Consider the following 16,321-nt stretch of genomic DNA (forward strand, 5'->3'; position numbering starts at 1 on the left):
CGGCCCAGAAAACCCAGAATAAAGAATGGGCTATCCAGAATAATATGTGCCGGAGGTATTTGTGTGGCTGCCTCGTGGTAAATATAAGCTCATACACGGTCATATGCTACCGTCTTTGTGTTTATGTTGAAAGCCGGGGCCTGCATCCCGGGCGCATCGGCCAGCGTAAGGTGAAGCCTGAGGCCGGTCTCCTGCTCGTTTTCGGATAAGTCGATCTGGAAATCGTTTGGGGAATAATATTCAAGCAATCTTCTTTGGGTGTTTTCAACTATATACGACCAATTGGGTATTCCCCCGGGCTCATTGTACAATGGATGAATTAAAAGCGTTATCGATACCTGGTTTTTTTCTGTTGCAACCTGCAGGGTTTGCAAACAAACAGTCTGTTCCCGGGTATGCAACAGCGCCGTGGTTTCTTCCAGTATTTTTATGATCACCAGCGGTACAATGTATAAACTGTTGGTAACACTGCCGGTTTGTAAATGCATATTTATAGTGCCTGCTTTGCCTTGCTGCTCAAGCGCTATAAAATTATTCAGTTGTCCTATTTCCCTTTCAAGGGGCACCAGTTCCTTGCCATTCTCATAAAGGGAATAACTCAGCAGATCAGATAAATTCAGGATGATCGATGGCGCCTTGCCCGATCCTGATTGTATATTCGTATAAATGGTATCGAGTGAGCGCAGTAAAAAATCAGGATGAAGCCGGGCTTTTTGCAGCTGTATGGCTGTTCTGTTTTTTTTCTTTAGTATTTCCAGGTTTTCTTTCTGCTGCAGGTACCAGGTTTTTGTTAATTTAATGCCTATGGCTATAATTGCAATAACCATTCCCCAACGGGTATTATAATTGCCAAATTCTATCCTGTGCCGGAAATTATTTTCCACTGGTGTTGAATAATGCACATGGCTCAGAAATATTCCTGCCATAAAATAATTTACGTATGATCCGGTTGCATACAACAATAAAAAGTAAAACAGGAATAAGGCATATTTTTTATCAGCCAGTGTTTTGGGTAGTAAATAGTAAATAGAAAAATAAACAGCAAAAATGAATACCGGCCCAAAGCAACATAAATTCAGCCAGGCGAAATAATAGGTGTCGCTGTTTCCAAATTCAGCTATCGTGCGGGGTGCAAGGCTTTGTATATAAAAATAGGTGCAGTATATGACCCAAAACACCAGGTGTCTCACAACACGATCCATTGGCTTATCAGATAATAAAAAGCCGTCTATACGCATAGTACCGGGGTTCTTGTATAAAGTTAAATATTATACCTGTTATCAACTGCATTTCCTGATACATAGCATCTTTTTGACGACGGATGCCATTTGTCGACAATGATAGCGGCCCTGCTGCTTTTACCTGTTATTTGTAAGCTGTAATAGGTAGCCCGGCGAATTCAAAAAATAACGGGTTTTGTGTGTATTAGTTTTGGGGTCACACGTACTCATCACTCTAAAACATACAATCATGAAAAAGTATATTTCTTTGCTGGCAGTTAGCGTTATTGCTACGATATCAGTGTGCGCACAAAACAGGCTAATGGCCATAGGAACTTTGGGAACCGTTAATGAATCACCGGCAGACACTAAAGATTTGATCAGCATCAAAGCCTTGCATGATTTCAACAAAACTTACAAAACCGTAACCAATGAGGACTGGTATATAATTCAGAAAGGATTTATGGCAAAGTTCACACAGCAAGGTATTCAGCATAGGATCATCTATAACAAAAATGGGAAATGGGTGGCCACTTTCCGTTACTATAATGAAGATCAGCTACCGGCAGAAGTACGGCACCTGGTAAAAAGCACCTGGTATGATGCTGCAATCCGGCAGGTATCGGAAGTTAGCTTTGGCGGAAAAACAGCTTACCTGGTTAGCATAGAAGATAATACCTCTCTGAAGACCATTAAAGTGGTAAACAACGAAATGGAGCTGTTCCAGGAAATGGTTAAGTTATAAATCCCATTTTATAGCGGGTTTCCCGGGGATAGACTGTTCGCCAACTGGCGAACGGTCTTTTTTATTTCCTGGCACGCGGCAGGCAAACGCCGGCAGAACCGCACAATTAGTTTTTTTTATTGTGAAAGGGGCTTTATGCCCGGCAAAATCTTTCAAATTACCATTTTAAGGGCGATCTGTAGTTTTATTTACTGCAAAATTTAAATGTGTTGGTTGCAAGAACTATTTTTTAAACTTTTGCATACAAATAAGACCACAAAAACTATATGAATCAATTACAGGCAGCAGATGCCATACGGTTAAAACAATACATGCAAAAGGCCGTAGACCGTTCTAAATATTTTATCGGGTATCCCATATCACAGGATTTCGATTACAGGGAGTTATATCCTTTATTGGGCCTGCCGCTTAATAATGTGGGTGATCCGCAGGTTGAATCTACCTATGATCTGAACTCAAGAAGCATAGAAAGGGAAGTGGTGGATTTTTTTACAGAACTATTTAATGCACCGGTTAAAAATAGTTGGGGCTATGTGACCAATGGTGGCTCTGAAGGTAATTTATATGGCTTATATGTTGCACGCGAGCTGTACCCCAATGCCGTGGTATATTACTCTGAGGCAACGCATTACAGCGTTCAAAAGAATATTCACCTGCTGAACATGCCATCGATTGTTATCCGTTGCCAAAGCAATGGCGAAATGGATTATGAAGACCTGAACCAGGTCATGCAATTGCACCGCCACCAGCCGGCCATTATTATTGCCAATATAGGAACAACCATGATGGAAGCGAAAGACAGTGTTCCCGCTATCAAAGCGATCCTTCACAATTGTGCTATCAAGAATCATTACATCCACTGCGATGGTGCGTTGGCCGGCACTTACCTTGCTTTGTTGGATGATGCAAATGATTTTGATTTTTCACATGGTGCCGACAGTATTGCTATCAGCGGGCACAAATTCATTGGTTCGCCCATACCCTGTGGAGTGGTCATTGTAAAGAAAAATTACAGGGACAGAATTGGCAAAACCATTCCTTACATTGGAACCATTGATACTACGATCACTGGTTCCCGTAACGGACATAGTCCGGTGTTTTTATGGCATGCCATAAAGAGAATGGGAAGGGAGGGGCTTAAGCAACGGGCCATCAATTCCCTTGCGATGGCCGAATATGCCGTTCAGCAATTGAACAGCATTGGTTGTAACGCCTGGAAAAATGAAAATGCTATTACGGTGGTTTTTTCGGCGCCCTCAAAGGAATTTTGTCAGAAATGGCAACTGGCTACTGAAGGGGATTGGACGCACATGATCTGTATGCCAGGCATAACAAAAGAAAAAGTAGACGAATTTCTGAATGATCTGATGGAAGAAAGCAGACTCAAAACCGCAATGGCAGAAGCGTAAAGCGCAAACTTATCCTTTGTACTGCCATTGCCTTGCCAACGAAAAACAATAAACACTCCAAAAACGATTGCTTGTATGTCAACAAAAATTGTCCAGCTGCACCAGGTTGGTATAAGCGACATTGACCTGGTAGGCGGAAAGAACGCATCACTGGGTGAAATGATCCGGCACCTTGCAAAACTTGGTGTGAACATTCCGGGTGGTTTTGTCATCACGGTAAATGCTTACCAGGAATTTATCCAATATAACAAGTTGGATGAAAGGATCAGGGCGCTCATCAGCCAAATTGATTACTCCTCCGTTGAATCTCTTCGTTTAACAGGACTTCAGATCAGAACTTTGATCCGGGATGGCAGCTTTCCACCGGGGCTTTCACAGGAGATCATCGACCGCTATTTTGAATTGTCAAAAGAGTATAGCCAGAAAAATACTGATGTGGCGGTTCGATCGTCGGCAACAGCTGAAGACCTTCCCGATGCTTCCTTTGCAGGGCAACAGGAAACCTTTTTGAATGTTCGTGGGGCCGCTGAATTGATAAATGCAGTGCGTAATTGTTTTGCCTCTTTGTTTACCGACAGGGCCATTTCTTACCGGGAAACTTTTAAGTATGATCATTTTGAAGTAGGGCTATCAGTGTGCATTCAAAAAATGGTAAGAAGTGACCTGGGTTCAAGCGGTGTTGCTTTTTCTCTCGATACGGAAAGTGGGTTTAAAGACGCCGTGGTGATCAATGGTTCTTATGGTTTGGGCGAAATGGTGGTACAGGGCAGTGTTTCTCCCGATGAGTTTATTGTGTTCAAGCCATTGCTTAAGGAAGGGTATAATGCAATAATTGAGAAAAAGCTGGGGGTAAAGGATCAGATGATGGTGTATAGCGACGATCCGGAAGAAAGGGTAAAGATCATTGATGTAGATAAAGATCTGAAAGAGCGGTTTTGTTTGGATGATGAAAAGATCATGCAACTGTCACGTTGGGTGATGCACATCGAAAACTACTATTCCGCACTGAAAAACCACTGGTGCCCTATGGATGTTGAGTGGGCGGTAGATGGCATAAGCAATAAGCTGTTTATTGTTCAGGCAAGACCCGAAACAATTCATTCACGCAAAGATCATGATACGCTTACTGAATATGTGCTGCCGCCCCATGGCGCCACGGCGCTGATTAAGGGAATAGCCGTTGGTGACCGGGTAGGAACCGGTAAAGTGAAGATCATGTATGCTACAAATAAAGGAGCGTTAGCAGCGCAGGATTTCAGGGAAGGCGATGTGCTGGTAACTGATATGACCGATCCTGATTGGGAACCCATAATGAAAAAAGCAGCTGCTATTGTTACCGATAAAGGTGGAAGAACCTGTCATGCAGCCATTGTTGCCCGGGAAATGGGTATTCCCGCCATTGTTGGGTGTGGTTATGCAACGACTGTTTTGGCTGATGGCGAGGAGGTGACCATTTCCTGCGCAGAAGGTGATACGGGCATCGTTTACGCGGGCAGGCTTCCTTACGAAGTGGTACAAACCAAACTCAGTGATCTGCCTGCAATAAAAACGGCACTGATGTTAAACGTGGGTTCCCCTTCACTGGCATTCCGATTCTCCAATATTCCCAACAGCGGTGTGGGGCTGGCACGGGAAGAATTCATCATCAATAACTATATCGGGATACACCCACTGGCTTTGCTGAACCATAAAAGTTTGAATTATCCCGAACTCTCCGCGGCTATACAAAGCAGGATCGTTGGTTTTAAGGATGAAGAAGATTTCTTCGTTTCCAAATTATCTTTTGGTATTGCAAAAATTGCAGCGGCTTTTTATCCGAATAAAGTGATCGTTCGCTTTTCCGATTTCAAATCGAATGAATATTTTAATCTGTTGGGTGGAAAATATTTTGAACCGCAGGAAGAAAACCCGATGATCGGCTGGCGGGGCGCTTCGCGGTATTATTCAAACGATTATAAAGCGGCTTTTGAACTGGAATGCAAAGCCATAAAGAAAGTGCGGGAAGAAATGGGACTGGCAAATGTGGTGGTGATGGTACCGTTTTGCAGAACAGTGGAAGAGCTTTTAAAGGTGAAAGCGGTGATGGCCGAATATGGATTGGTGCCGGGCTCAGCTGGCCTGGAGTTGTATCTGATGGCCGAAATTCCATCGAATATTATTATGGCAGCTGAATTTGCTGAACATATAGATGGTTTTTCCATTGGTTCAAACGATCTCACACAACTATCACTGGGGTTAGACAGGGATTCATCACTGGTGGCCCATTTATACGATGAGCGAAATCCCGCAGTAAAAAGAATGTTGGCGCATCTTATTCAAACAGCAAAAGAATCGGGAATAAAAGTAGGCATTTGCGGTCAGGGACCATCAGATCATCCCGACTTTGCCCAATTCCTGGTAGAAGAGGGGATTGACTCTATCTCCGTTACGCCTGATTCGGTGATCAAAACTATAAAGGCGATCCATGCGGTGGAGAAAAAGATAAAAGAAAAAGAATTGCAGTTCTAATAGTTCATCATGGTTTAATTTCTCAAGTTACGTTCTGAAGTACGGAGCCGGTTTCTACCGGCTTCCAATTTTTAACTGCATAAATAAATACAGCAAGGCTGCCATAGTTAATATAGATACAGTTTCTCATTGGTTGTTTAGTTTGAAATGAGAGCCGGGGTTTGTGTCTACTTACCCCTCTTTTTTTGCCCGATTGGCGTTCCGGTTCTACTTCCATTAGGTTGTGGTTTGGTTGTGGTCGTATTGTGGTAATATTAGGTTAACCTTTTCTTTACCCTTTAGGTTAAAAAAAGGAAATAAAAAGGTAAAGGCAATATTACCCTACTATAAAGGAGACCTCAAGACAGGGAGAAGAACAGGTAACCGGGTGTAATAAAAAGGACAGGCGGAGGTAAAGAAAGGTAAAGCATACCTAAGCAAGAGGAAACCGGGAGGTTACCAGCGGGTAAGTAATTAGAAATTGCCTTATTGTAAATCTGCTAATTGCGAAACACAGAGGTAACCAGGAGGTAAAGAAGAGGTAATCATCCCCTGTAAGCCCCAGCTATTCCGTAGTCCTGTTCCGTTTGCGGTAATCTGAAGGCGACATGCCCATTAAGCGCGAGAACATGCGGGAGAAATAGTACTGATCAGAAAAGCCCAGCTCGTCGGCAATCTCTTTAATTGCTCTCGAAGTGAAGGCCAGGGTTTGGCAGGCCTGCTGCACTTTTAAATGATTGAAGTATTCTATTGGTGAAAAACCGGTTTGTATCCTGAACAGGTTACAGAAATGCGTAACAGACATATGTGCCGAACTGGCCAGGTCATTCAGCGATGGATTGGTGTTGATCTTTTCTTTCATGCGTTCAATGGTCATTGCGATCGCGTCTTTGCCGGGCGCTTTTACTGCCTGGTTATATTTTTCTTCATAGAGCAGAGAGGAGAGAAAATGATAGAAGATCATATTTACATACCGCAACGTATCGGCACTGTACCCCTGTTCAAAATGAAAGCATATTTCTTCAAATAGTTTTATCCGGTTCTCATTAAAGGAAAGATAGGGCAAATAGTTTTGCGAATGATTGGTGATCAGGTTCACTACATAGGTGGCAATATCGCCTTTAAAATGCACCCAGTAAATGGTCCAGGGATCTGCTTCCATAGCGCCGTATTTATGCGGGGTATTGGCAGGAAGCACAATGAAATGCGATGGCGAAATGTCCATCTTTTGTTTATTGATCGTTACCCAGCCCCGTCCTTCCACACAATAAATAATGATATGCTGATTGATGCCATGCGGCCTTTCAAAATAGTGATTGGCTGCCTTGGGATAATAGCCAATATCTGTAATGTATATTTGCTTTGTAATGGCGTCCTTCGTCAGAAAGCTGGAAGCTATTTTTTTAGGCACAACGAGCAGCTTTTGTCCTTCAAAGCCCTGTCGTTTTCTTGAACTTTTGTATGACATATGGCACAGGTTGCAAAGTGATATTTAGTGAATAAAAGTCCATCTTTTTCCTACAATTTCCTATTTCCCCGCAAAAGCAATAATACGAATTTTGAATGCTGACTACGCTGCTGCCGGTCTGTTCCGGCTAAAATTTAAAATAAACGTAAAACGATTGCTATGAAGAAATTGACGCTCCTTCTCTTTTTATCTTTTATAGCTTGCATTAGCATCCGGGCGCAAGACCGTGTACTGAAAGGTAAGGTGTTGGATGCAGAAAGCAGGACGCTGCTGCCGGCTGCTTCTGTGCGGGCTATAGGAGATGTATCTGCACAAACAACTGCCAATGACGGCACTTTCACCTTCACTGTAAAAGGAAAGATCATTCTGGTGATAAGCCATACCGGTTACAAATCGCAAAGCATTAATATAGGGGAATCACAAACTGCCATAGAAGTGCTTTTGCAAAAAGAAACAGAAGCGCTGGGTGAAGTGGTGGTGATCGGTTATGGAAAACAGGCAAAAAAAGATGTAACCAGCGCTATCTCCAGCATCTCGGGCAAAGAACTGAAAGAGATGCCGGTAACCAATATCAATGCCGCGTTGCAATCGCGCATTCCGGGCATGCAGGTTACCAATGCCGGCCATGAGCCTGGTGCCGGCACCAATGTACGCATCAGGGGTATTAATACCATTACACAAGGCACCGGGCCAATTTATGTAGTAGATGGGGTAGTGGTGACCTACGATCTTCGCGAAATAAATCCCAATGATGTAGAGTCGATCGATGTCTTGAAAGACGCTTCTGCCGCGGCTATTTATGGCTCCCGCGCGGCGGAAGGGGTAGTGATCATTACTACCAAAAAAGCTGCCAGCGGAAGAACCACCGTCAATTACGACGGTTATTATGGCGTTCAAAAAATGATAAAGACCTATGATTTTGTAGATAATATCGATGATTATGTAAATCTGCGTCGGGCAGGGCTTAGCGATGAAGACCCCAACGCCTGGCCCATGGGCCCTGGCCTCGATACCTTATTGTTCAACGGTGATGAACGGCGCAATATGGCTGCCCGCAAATGGACCGATTGGGTAGGACTGGTTACACACACCGCACCACAGCAAAGCCATACACTCAGCATTTCGAATGGCGTGGGAAAAAACAAATTGTACCTCAGTGGAAATTACCTGAATCAGGATGGAATTATCAGAGGTTCCAATTTTGTACGCTATTCTTTAAAGGCTAATGTAGAGTCGGAAATAAACGCAAAATTAAAAATAGGCGTGAACACCAACTTCTCCCATATCAAAAACGATGTAACAAGTAACGAAGTTTATTACAATGCAGTAACCATCAGCCCGTTGATGTCGGCCTATGATTCGGCGGGCAATCCTTCTGCCAATATTGATCCATCAAGCGGTAATTTGTTATTCAATAACCCGGTTACCCTTACCCAATCGCCGGTGCACAATATCGATGACCGTTTTTTAGGTAACATCTTCGGGGAATATAAGATCATAAAAGGATTGGTGTTTCGCACCAGTTTTGGAATAGATGTATACAAAAATCAGCGCTTTGAATATTATCCGCGTACTACCAGTACCGGGTTCTCCAAAAAAGGCGTAGCCAAAATACAGAATTTCGGCTGGCGCGATTATTTGTGGGAGAATACCCTGGCCTATAGCTATGCGCCTTCTGCCAACCATGTATTCGATTTTCTGGCAGGCGCCACTTACCAGCAAAGAAGACAGGAATGGAATTATGAGGAAGCCTCCGGGTTCCCTACAGATGATCTTACGTACAAGAACATGAGCCTCGCCAGCAACCGCGACGCCATTTACAGTGATTATTTTAACTGGTCGGTTGCCTCCTTGCTGGGCCGTGTTATTTATAAATTCAGGAACAAATACATCCTTAACGGAACTATACGCCGCGATGGTTCATCGCGTTTTGGTTCCGATAACCGGTATGGCTATTTCCCTTCGGTAAGTGCTGCCTGGCGCGTAATAGAGGAGCCGTTTATGGGATTAAAGATCAGGTCGGTAATAAACGATCTCAAAATACGGGTAGGGTATGGCGTGGTAGGCAACCAGGAAATACCGATAGATGCTACCTATACGCGAATGAACCCGGCAGCCTATCCCTTTACCGGCGCTGCCCCGCAAACTTCAGGCTTTCAGTTAGGAACAGGAACGCAGGGGAATTCCAACCTGAAATGGGAAAGCCAGCAACAGTTCAATTCCGGTTTCGATTTGGCAGTGGCCAAAAACAGGGTACGGGTAACCTTTGATTACTATAATAAAAACATCCATGATCTTTTGCTGAATAATCCATTATCGCCGTCGCAGGGATTCGATAACAAATGGATCAATATCTCGGAAATGAACACGCGTGGTATTGACATTGGCCTGAAAGTAAATATTATTCAAACCGCTCATTTCGACTGGCAAATGGACCTCAACTGGTCGAAGTTCAGATCGAAGATCACCAAACTGCTGCCCGGTGTAGATTCATTAAGTCCCTATTTGAAAGTGGGTGAAGCCCCCAACAGTTTGATCGTCGATTATGTATTTGACGGCCTGTACCAGAAAGGCGATGATTTTACCTTGAACCCGCAGGCAAGACCCGGTGACGTGCGGGTGAAAGACCTGGATGGAAACGGAAAGATCAACCAGTACGACCGCACCATTGTAGGACGTACAACGCCAAAGGGCTGGGGCGGCATCTGGAGCTACTGGCGGTATAAACAATTCTCCATGACTGTATTTACCAATTATACCTACGGTCATAAAATAGCAAATAAAGCTTACCAGGATTATTTGTATTACAGCAGCAAAACAGCTACCCGCACCCTGAAAGAAGGGCTGAATTACTGGACGCCCAACAATACCAATACCGATGTGCCGCGGCCTAACCAGTATGGACGTTCGTTAAGAGCGCTGCAGTCGGGTACTTCGAGCTTTATGGTGCAAAAAGGCGATTTTATCAGGGTACGGAATATAACGCTGGCATATGATCTCCCATCAAAGTTATTGTCAAAGGCAAAGATCAGTTCAATAAGGACCTACGTACAGGTAATGGAGCCATTCCTGTTTACAAAATACAAAGGTATTGACCCCGAAATAGGAGTGGGGCAATATGATATCTATCCACGCTACCGTACTTTCCTGTTTGGTGTGCAAGCAAGTTTTTAAAAAATTAAATAACGATACCATGTTTGCTATAATAAATTTTATTAAACAACGATTCGCAATATCCCTGCTGTTGATCTTGCTGCTGGCGGCAGGGTGCAGCAAAAAACTGGATATTACACCCGAAACTTTTGTCTCGCCCGAAGACCTGTACAAAGATGAACAGGGCGCCATAGCCGGTGTAACCGGCATTTACAGAAAGTTGATGGAGTTCAATAGCGGTGATTATTATTTTGTAGGTATTGTAGGGACCGATGAAGGTAAAACAACTTCCTTTGTGCCTACCTGGGGCGGCTACTGGCAACACTATGATGGCATTAACAGCTACAACAGTTTATTAAGTGCGCAGAACCAGTTGGTACAGGGAACCTGGAATAGCCTGTACAAAGGCATTGTAAACGCCAATACCGCCATCAGGTACATTCCTTCATCGGCCGCTTCGCAACCGGTAAAAGACCGGTTGCTGGGGGAAGCCAGATTTTTACGGGCCGTGTTTTATTTCAAGCTGGTGCAATTCTTTGGCGGTGTGCCCCTGCCTACCGACCAGCCCGATGCGGTGGCCGATGCCAATGGTGGCAAACCACGCAGCAGTGAAGACGAAGTATATGCATTAATTATCAGTGATCTGAGTTTCGCGGCCAGCAACCTGCAGGCAAAAGGCACTGCTGCGGTGGGGCATGCCAACAAAGAAGCGGCGCAAACCCTGTTGGGCAAGGTATACCTTACCCGTAAAGACTATGCTAATGCAAAAGCCATGCTGCAGCCCCTGATGTCGCTTACCAATGTGGCCCTCATGGCTAATTACGCCGATCTGTTCAATGAAAAAAATGAGAACAATATTGAATCGCTTTTTGAGATCGAGTATTCCACTGAGAACGGGAATACCAACAGCCAGGCCAATACGCTCGGCGGTTGGCATATTGAAAATACCTACCCCGGCGGTGGCGGTCATGTAGTGATACCCACCGATTATTACGACAATAGTTTTGAGAATGGCGATACCCGTAAGGATGCATCTATCCGCTATAAATTTTACGATAAGAATGGCAATGAGGTCGATTACTGGTGGTGGGCCGATGTTACCAAACCACATGTAAAGAAATATGATATAACACAGGGTCAATCATTGAACGGCGGCCTTTCATCGCGTAATCTGTATTATTTGCGTTACGCCGATGCCATACTCATGTATGCAGAAACCCTGAATGAGCTCAATGACCCCACTAATGCACTCACGTTCCTGAATAAGATCCGTGCCCGGGCAAAGCTGGCCAACTGGGAAACCGTATTGGGACATACGCCTACGCAGCAGGAATTGCGCGATGAGTTATTGAAAGAACGCATGCGTGAGCTGGGTTTTGAAGGCTGGCGCTGGTGCGATCTTAAAAGGACCGGAAAGCTTATTGCCCAAACAAAAGCCTACAATACCGATGCTGCGCCGAATATCTCGAACAAGAATTTATTGTTCCCGATATCTTCCCGCGAATTTGAATTAAACCGTTCCCTGAAACCCGGCGACCAGAATACTGGTTTCTAGCGAATAATTGAAATAATGATCAGCAAAAAGAATATACTGTGTTTACTGCTTGCCCCTGTGTTAGCAGTTGCCCAGCAAAAGCAGGAAACGGCCGACAGCATAGTGATCAGTAGCGATTATGTAAAAGTTGTTGCCAATTTGCATACAGGCAAAGTGCATTACCGGTTTACGTCGGGAACACAATTCAACAATACGGTCGCATATGTGCAGGAGGTAAAAAATGGCCTGTTGTTGTCAACTGCTTTTGCCAGCCACCAGGTTACTACTGATGCCATCAGTGACCCGCTGGGAAAAGCCATCTGCCTTAACCTGGTGCATGAAGATGCTGGTCAGCCGCTTCGCCTTACACAATATATTACGGTATACGAAAAGCAACCATTTATCCTGCTGAGCGCGGTGGCAACAACCAGGGTAGAGGGCGCAATGGTTGAAACCAGGAATATTTCTCCATTGACTGTATTACCGGCGGCGCAGGGAAAGATTACAACACCGGGTACAAACGGATTATTGACCGATTATCCGTTTGATAATGATAACTGGGTTGATGTTATCTCGCGCCACTGGCCGGCTAACAATACAGGAATTACAGGCACCAGCTACGAATTAGCCTCTGTGTATGATGAGCATACAAAGAACGGATTTGCAGTTGGCAGCCTGGTGCATGACTTCTGGAAGACCGGTATCAGCTATGGTACCGGTGCTTTCAGTAATCAGATAGATTCATTTATTGTATATGGCGGCGCCGCTACAAAAGATGATCCTGCATTGCCCGACTCCTACGGCGGCAAAGATGGCACCCATGATTATGTGCAGCACGGTACGCAAATAGGCGGATCAGTGGCTTCACCCCTGATCTATCTATCTGCATCGCCCGATGTGCGCAATGACCTGTTGCAGTTTGGTAATACCGTTAAAAAGATTGCCGGGATTTGCAGCTGGACGCAAAGCGCGCCTTTTTACTGGAACAGTTTTGGAGTAGAAGGCGTACTGGGCTACGAAAAAGTAATGATGCCAATAGATGTGGCCAAAGTAAGCGACTTTATTCATTCCCTGAATAATTTCAATAAGACCACCCAACCGGTATTAAGTATTGACTCCTATGACCAGGGTATTTATTCAACGGAAGTATTACAGTCAATAAACCGCTATGGAAAAAAGAATGGACAGCAAATAGGTTTTTATTTTATTCCCTTTGCCTTGTGGACCTGGAAGAATGGCATCAATGAGGTTACACTCAATACCGGTGGTTATTTGCGCGATGTAATACTGCTCGATGATAATGGTAAATATGTTCCGTATAAGGACGGTGATTGGGGCGCCTTTCCGCTCGATCCTACGCACCCGTATACACGGAGCTATATCATAGGGCAACTGCAAAAAGCCAAAGCCATTGGCGCAAAGTTTATTAAGATAGATTTTTTGTCGGCCGGTGCATTGGAATCTTCCCGAAGATATAACCCGCAGGTGCGATCGGGAATTCAGGCCTATAGCTATGGAATGAAAATGCTCAAACACCTGGTAGATTCTATTATGGGCCCCGATATTTTCATTACCCAGGCCATATCGCCATTGTTCCCCAACCAGTATACGCATACCCGGTTTTTGTCAACAGATGTGTATTCGCATTTACGCAACGATGAACCCGGGTTTCCGCATTATGGCAGTACCTGCGCCTCCATGATCAGCGCGGCGCATTTCTGGTGGACGCAGGGCACGCTATGGCCCTATACCAATATGGATGTAGTGGTAATGAAGAACTTTCAAAAGAATAAAGACCTCACCGAACAGGACGTAAAAGTACGGCTGTTCTCTATGATGACATTGGGAAGTATTTTAGGCGATGGTACCGATTACAGGAACAGGGAAGCAGCTGCAAGGGCCCGGCAATTCTTAAATAATGCGGCCATCTGTGATTTCTTCAGCAGACCAAGGGCGTTTACCCCTTTGCGTTTTCCGGTAGGGAATGGGCAGGCACAACAAATGAGTTTTTACCTGCCCGGCGATACCATGCTGGTGTCGGCGTTCAACTTCGATACCACAAAGCCATTTACCGAAACCTTTGAACAGGCGGAGCTGAAATGGCCAAACAAAACATACAGCTTACGGGATCTTTTAACCGGACAGGAAGCAGGGAAAATTGAAAAAGGCCAGTCATCATTTACGGTTACCGTGAATGTAAAAGATGCGGTGATGCTGCAACTCGTTCCGGCAGAAAAATAAAACCAGTTTTTGAGGACCATATAATTCGTACATGATTATAACCAAACCAACAGTATTAACAACAACCGTATGGCAACGGTCCGGTAAGGGAAATGAACCGGTTGTAATGATCGTTTTGCAGAACAGGGATATTACCGTTGAGTGTACGAATATAGGTTGTGCCATTACTGCCATATATACGCCCGACAGGCATCAGGTAAAAAAGAATATCGTAGCAGGATTTACCAATTGGGAATTATATACTATCAACAAAGATTACCTGGGTTGTGTGGTGGGGCGGTATGCCAACCGGATTTCCCATGGAACATTTAACCTGAATGGAAAAACCTACCAGCTCACTGTGAACGATAGGCCCAACCATTTACATGGTGGCTGGAATGGGTTCAGTCGTAAAGTATGGAAGTTGACAGGTACTGTTGAAAATGAAAACGAATGTGGGGTAGAATTTGCGTATGCCAGCCCGGATGGGGAAGAAGGATATCCCGGCAATGTGCAGGTAACGGTGAAATATATATTGAATAATGACAATCAACTGCATATTGTATACCGGGCCACCACCGATAAAAGTACGCCGGTTAACCTCACAAATCACAGCTACTTTAATTTAACGGGATTTGAAAAACGGGATATCCTGGATCATTACCTGCAGATCGTTGCAGATGAATATACCGAAAAATCGGCCGGCAATACGCCCACCGGCGCCCTGGCAAGCGTATATAACACCGCGTTGAATTTCACCAATCCCCGGTTGATCGGGAGCCATATTAACTGTTTTCCCGGCGATATGGGCTACGATCATAATTTTATTTTGAGTCACAGGGCTACCAAAAAAATAATAAAAGCTGCCGTGTTAAGCGAAGGAACAACCGGCCGCATGCTCACCGTATATACCAATAAACCGGCCATTCAGCTGTATACTGCCAATCATTGGGATGGCGCTATTATCGGCAAACAGGGTGTGGCCTATCAAAAGCATGGCGGTGTTGCGCTCGAAACACAGTGCTGGCCCGATAGTGTTAACCACCGGAATTTCCCCAATACCATTTTGCATCCCGGCGAAGAATATACTGCTACTACTTTGTTTGAATTTGGGCTAATGGTGTAATGGATACGGGCTAACTATTCCGCTTCCTGTATTGCAGGGGCGACAGGCCCATCAACTGCGTGAATAGCCGGGAAAAGTAATAAGGATCATTAAAGCCCAGCTTGCTGGCGACCAGTCGTACGTTCATATCTGTAAACAGCAGGTACTGGCAGGCTTTCTGTATCTTAAGATGATTGAAATACTGAATGGGTGCATGGCCGGTTTTCTTCCGGAACAAGGCCGAAAAGTGCGCCACGGAAAACTTTGAAAAGGCAGCCAGTTCGGGCAGGCCAATGTTTGTATGCAGTTTTTTCTGCATCAGGGTAATGGTTTTGTCAACGATATCTTCATATTGTTTGTTCTCAGAATAATTGAATTTTTCCTCGTACAATAAAGAAGAGAGGAAGTGGGAGAACACCATATTGACATAGCGCAGGTTGGCTTCACTGTATCCTTTCTCGAGGTTGGCATAGATCTCCTCAAATAATTTGATCCGGTTTTCATTGAACGTTAAATGGGATTGCCCTTTGGGGAATTGTTTTTGCATGTGGTCAACGAAACTGCTGGCTGCCTCGCCTTTAAAATGGATCCAGTAAATTGTCCAGGGTTCTTTTTCGCTGGAACCATAACGATGTGGCATACTGGCCGGTATGATGAACAGGGTCGAAGGTTTTATTGGGCGTTTCTTTTTATTGATCTCGATCCAGCCCTTGCCTTCAATGCAATAGATAATAATAAATTGATCAATTCCCTTACTTCTTTCAATGAAATGGAAGCGGGCCCTGGGGTAATACCCAATGTCTGTTACAAACAACGACCTGGTCAATTTATCGGTTATCAGAAAAGGAGAAATAACTTTTTTAGGAAGAACGATCAATCGCTGCCCTTCAAACCCCTCTTGCTTATGTACAGAATTATTCATAGTTCATTATGCTAAATTTCGTGATCAGCCCTGACCTGGGGAATAGGCGTTATTACGA

Annotated in this window: 10 protein-coding genes; 7 read left to right on the top strand and 3 right to left on the bottom strand. The window is 44.5% G+C overall.

The window, feature by feature from the left end:
* Nucleotides 1–89: 89 nt before the first annotated feature.
* On the bottom strand, nucleotides 90–1,202 hold the full coding sequence (locus A3860_RS12990; protein WP_158085227.1) for a histidine kinase: 1,113 nt from the start codon (nucleotides 1,200–1,202) through the stop codon (nucleotides 90–92).
* A gap of 268 nt (nucleotides 1,203–1,470) precedes the next feature.
* Here A3860_RS12990 and A3860_RS12995 point away from each other — a divergent pair, with 268 nt between their 5' ends.
* The 3 genes from A3860_RS12995 to ppsA all read left to right on the top strand — a co-directional run bounded on the left by A3860_RS12995 (nucleotide 1,471) and on the right by ppsA (nucleotide 5,882).
* Nucleotides 1,471–1,965, top strand: coding sequence for a hypothetical protein (locus A3860_RS12995; RefSeq protein WP_143774075.1), 495 nt, complete (start codon nucleotides 1,471–1,473; stop codon nucleotides 1,963–1,965).
* A gap of 266 nt (nucleotides 1,966–2,231) precedes the next feature.
* Nucleotides 2,232–3,374, top strand: a complete 1,143-nt coding sequence (locus tag A3860_RS13000; protein ID WP_081147146.1) for a histidine decarboxylase — start codon at nucleotides 2,232–2,234, stop codon at nucleotides 3,372–3,374.
* 75 nt (nucleotides 3,375–3,449) lie between these two features.
* Nucleotides 3,450–5,882, top strand: a complete 2,433-nt coding sequence (gene ppsA / locus A3860_RS13005) for a phosphoenolpyruvate synthase (protein ID WP_081147147.1) — start codon at nucleotides 3,450–3,452, stop codon at nucleotides 5,880–5,882.
* A gap of 544 nt (nucleotides 5,883–6,426) precedes the next feature.
* On the opposite strand, the gene A3860_RS13015 is transcribed toward ppsA, so the two are convergent.
* On the bottom strand, nucleotides 6,427–7,329 hold the full coding sequence (locus A3860_RS13015; RefSeq protein WP_081147149.1) for an AraC family transcriptional regulator: 903 nt from the start codon (nucleotides 7,327–7,329) through the stop codon (nucleotides 6,427–6,429).
* Between the two features lie 159 nt (nucleotides 7,330–7,488).
* On the opposite strand from A3860_RS13015, the gene A3860_RS13020 reads away from it, so the two are divergent.
* From A3860_RS13020 to A3860_RS13035, 4 genes are read left to right on the top strand one after another with little or no spacing between them, the layout of a single operon-like run.
* A complete protein-coding gene (locus A3860_RS13020) occupies nucleotides 7,489–10,503 on the top strand; it encodes a SusC/RagA family TonB-linked outer membrane protein (protein WP_081147150.1) in 3,015 nt (1,004 codons plus the stop codon).
* A 19-nt stretch (nucleotides 10,504–10,522) separates the two neighbouring features.
* Complete coding sequence (locus A3860_RS13025; protein WP_158085228.1) at nucleotides 10,523–12,037, top strand: RagB/SusD family nutrient uptake outer membrane protein; 1,515 nt, start codon at nucleotides 10,523–10,525, stop codon at nucleotides 12,035–12,037.
* 15 nt (nucleotides 12,038–12,052) lie between these two features.
* The gene (locus A3860_RS13030; protein WP_081147152.1) at nucleotides 12,053–14,257 is read left to right on the top strand and encodes an alpha-galactosidase; all 2,205 of its coding nucleotides are present in this window, start codon (nucleotides 12,053–12,055) and stop codon (nucleotides 14,255–14,257) included.
* A gap of 31 nt (nucleotides 14,258–14,288) precedes the next feature.
* Nucleotides 14,289–15,362, top strand: a complete 1,074-nt coding sequence (locus A3860_RS13035; protein ID WP_081147153.1) for an aldose epimerase family protein — start codon at nucleotides 14,289–14,291, stop codon at nucleotides 15,360–15,362.
* Nucleotides 15,363–15,372: 10 nt separating this feature from the next.
* Here A3860_RS13035 and A3860_RS13040 read toward each other — a convergent pair whose 3' ends face one another.
* Nucleotides 15,373–16,263 (bottom strand): AraC family transcriptional regulator, encoded by an 891-nt coding sequence (locus tag A3860_RS13040; protein ID WP_081147154.1) that lies wholly within the window; start codon nucleotides 16,261–16,263, stop codon nucleotides 15,373–15,375.
* Between the last annotated feature and the right edge of the window lie 58 nt (nucleotides 16,264–16,321).

The sequence above is a fragment of the Niastella vici genome, from assembly GCF_002077945.1.
GTDB classification, from domain to species: domain Bacteria; phylum Bacteroidota; class Bacteroidia; order Chitinophagales; family Chitinophagaceae; genus Niastella; species Niastella vici.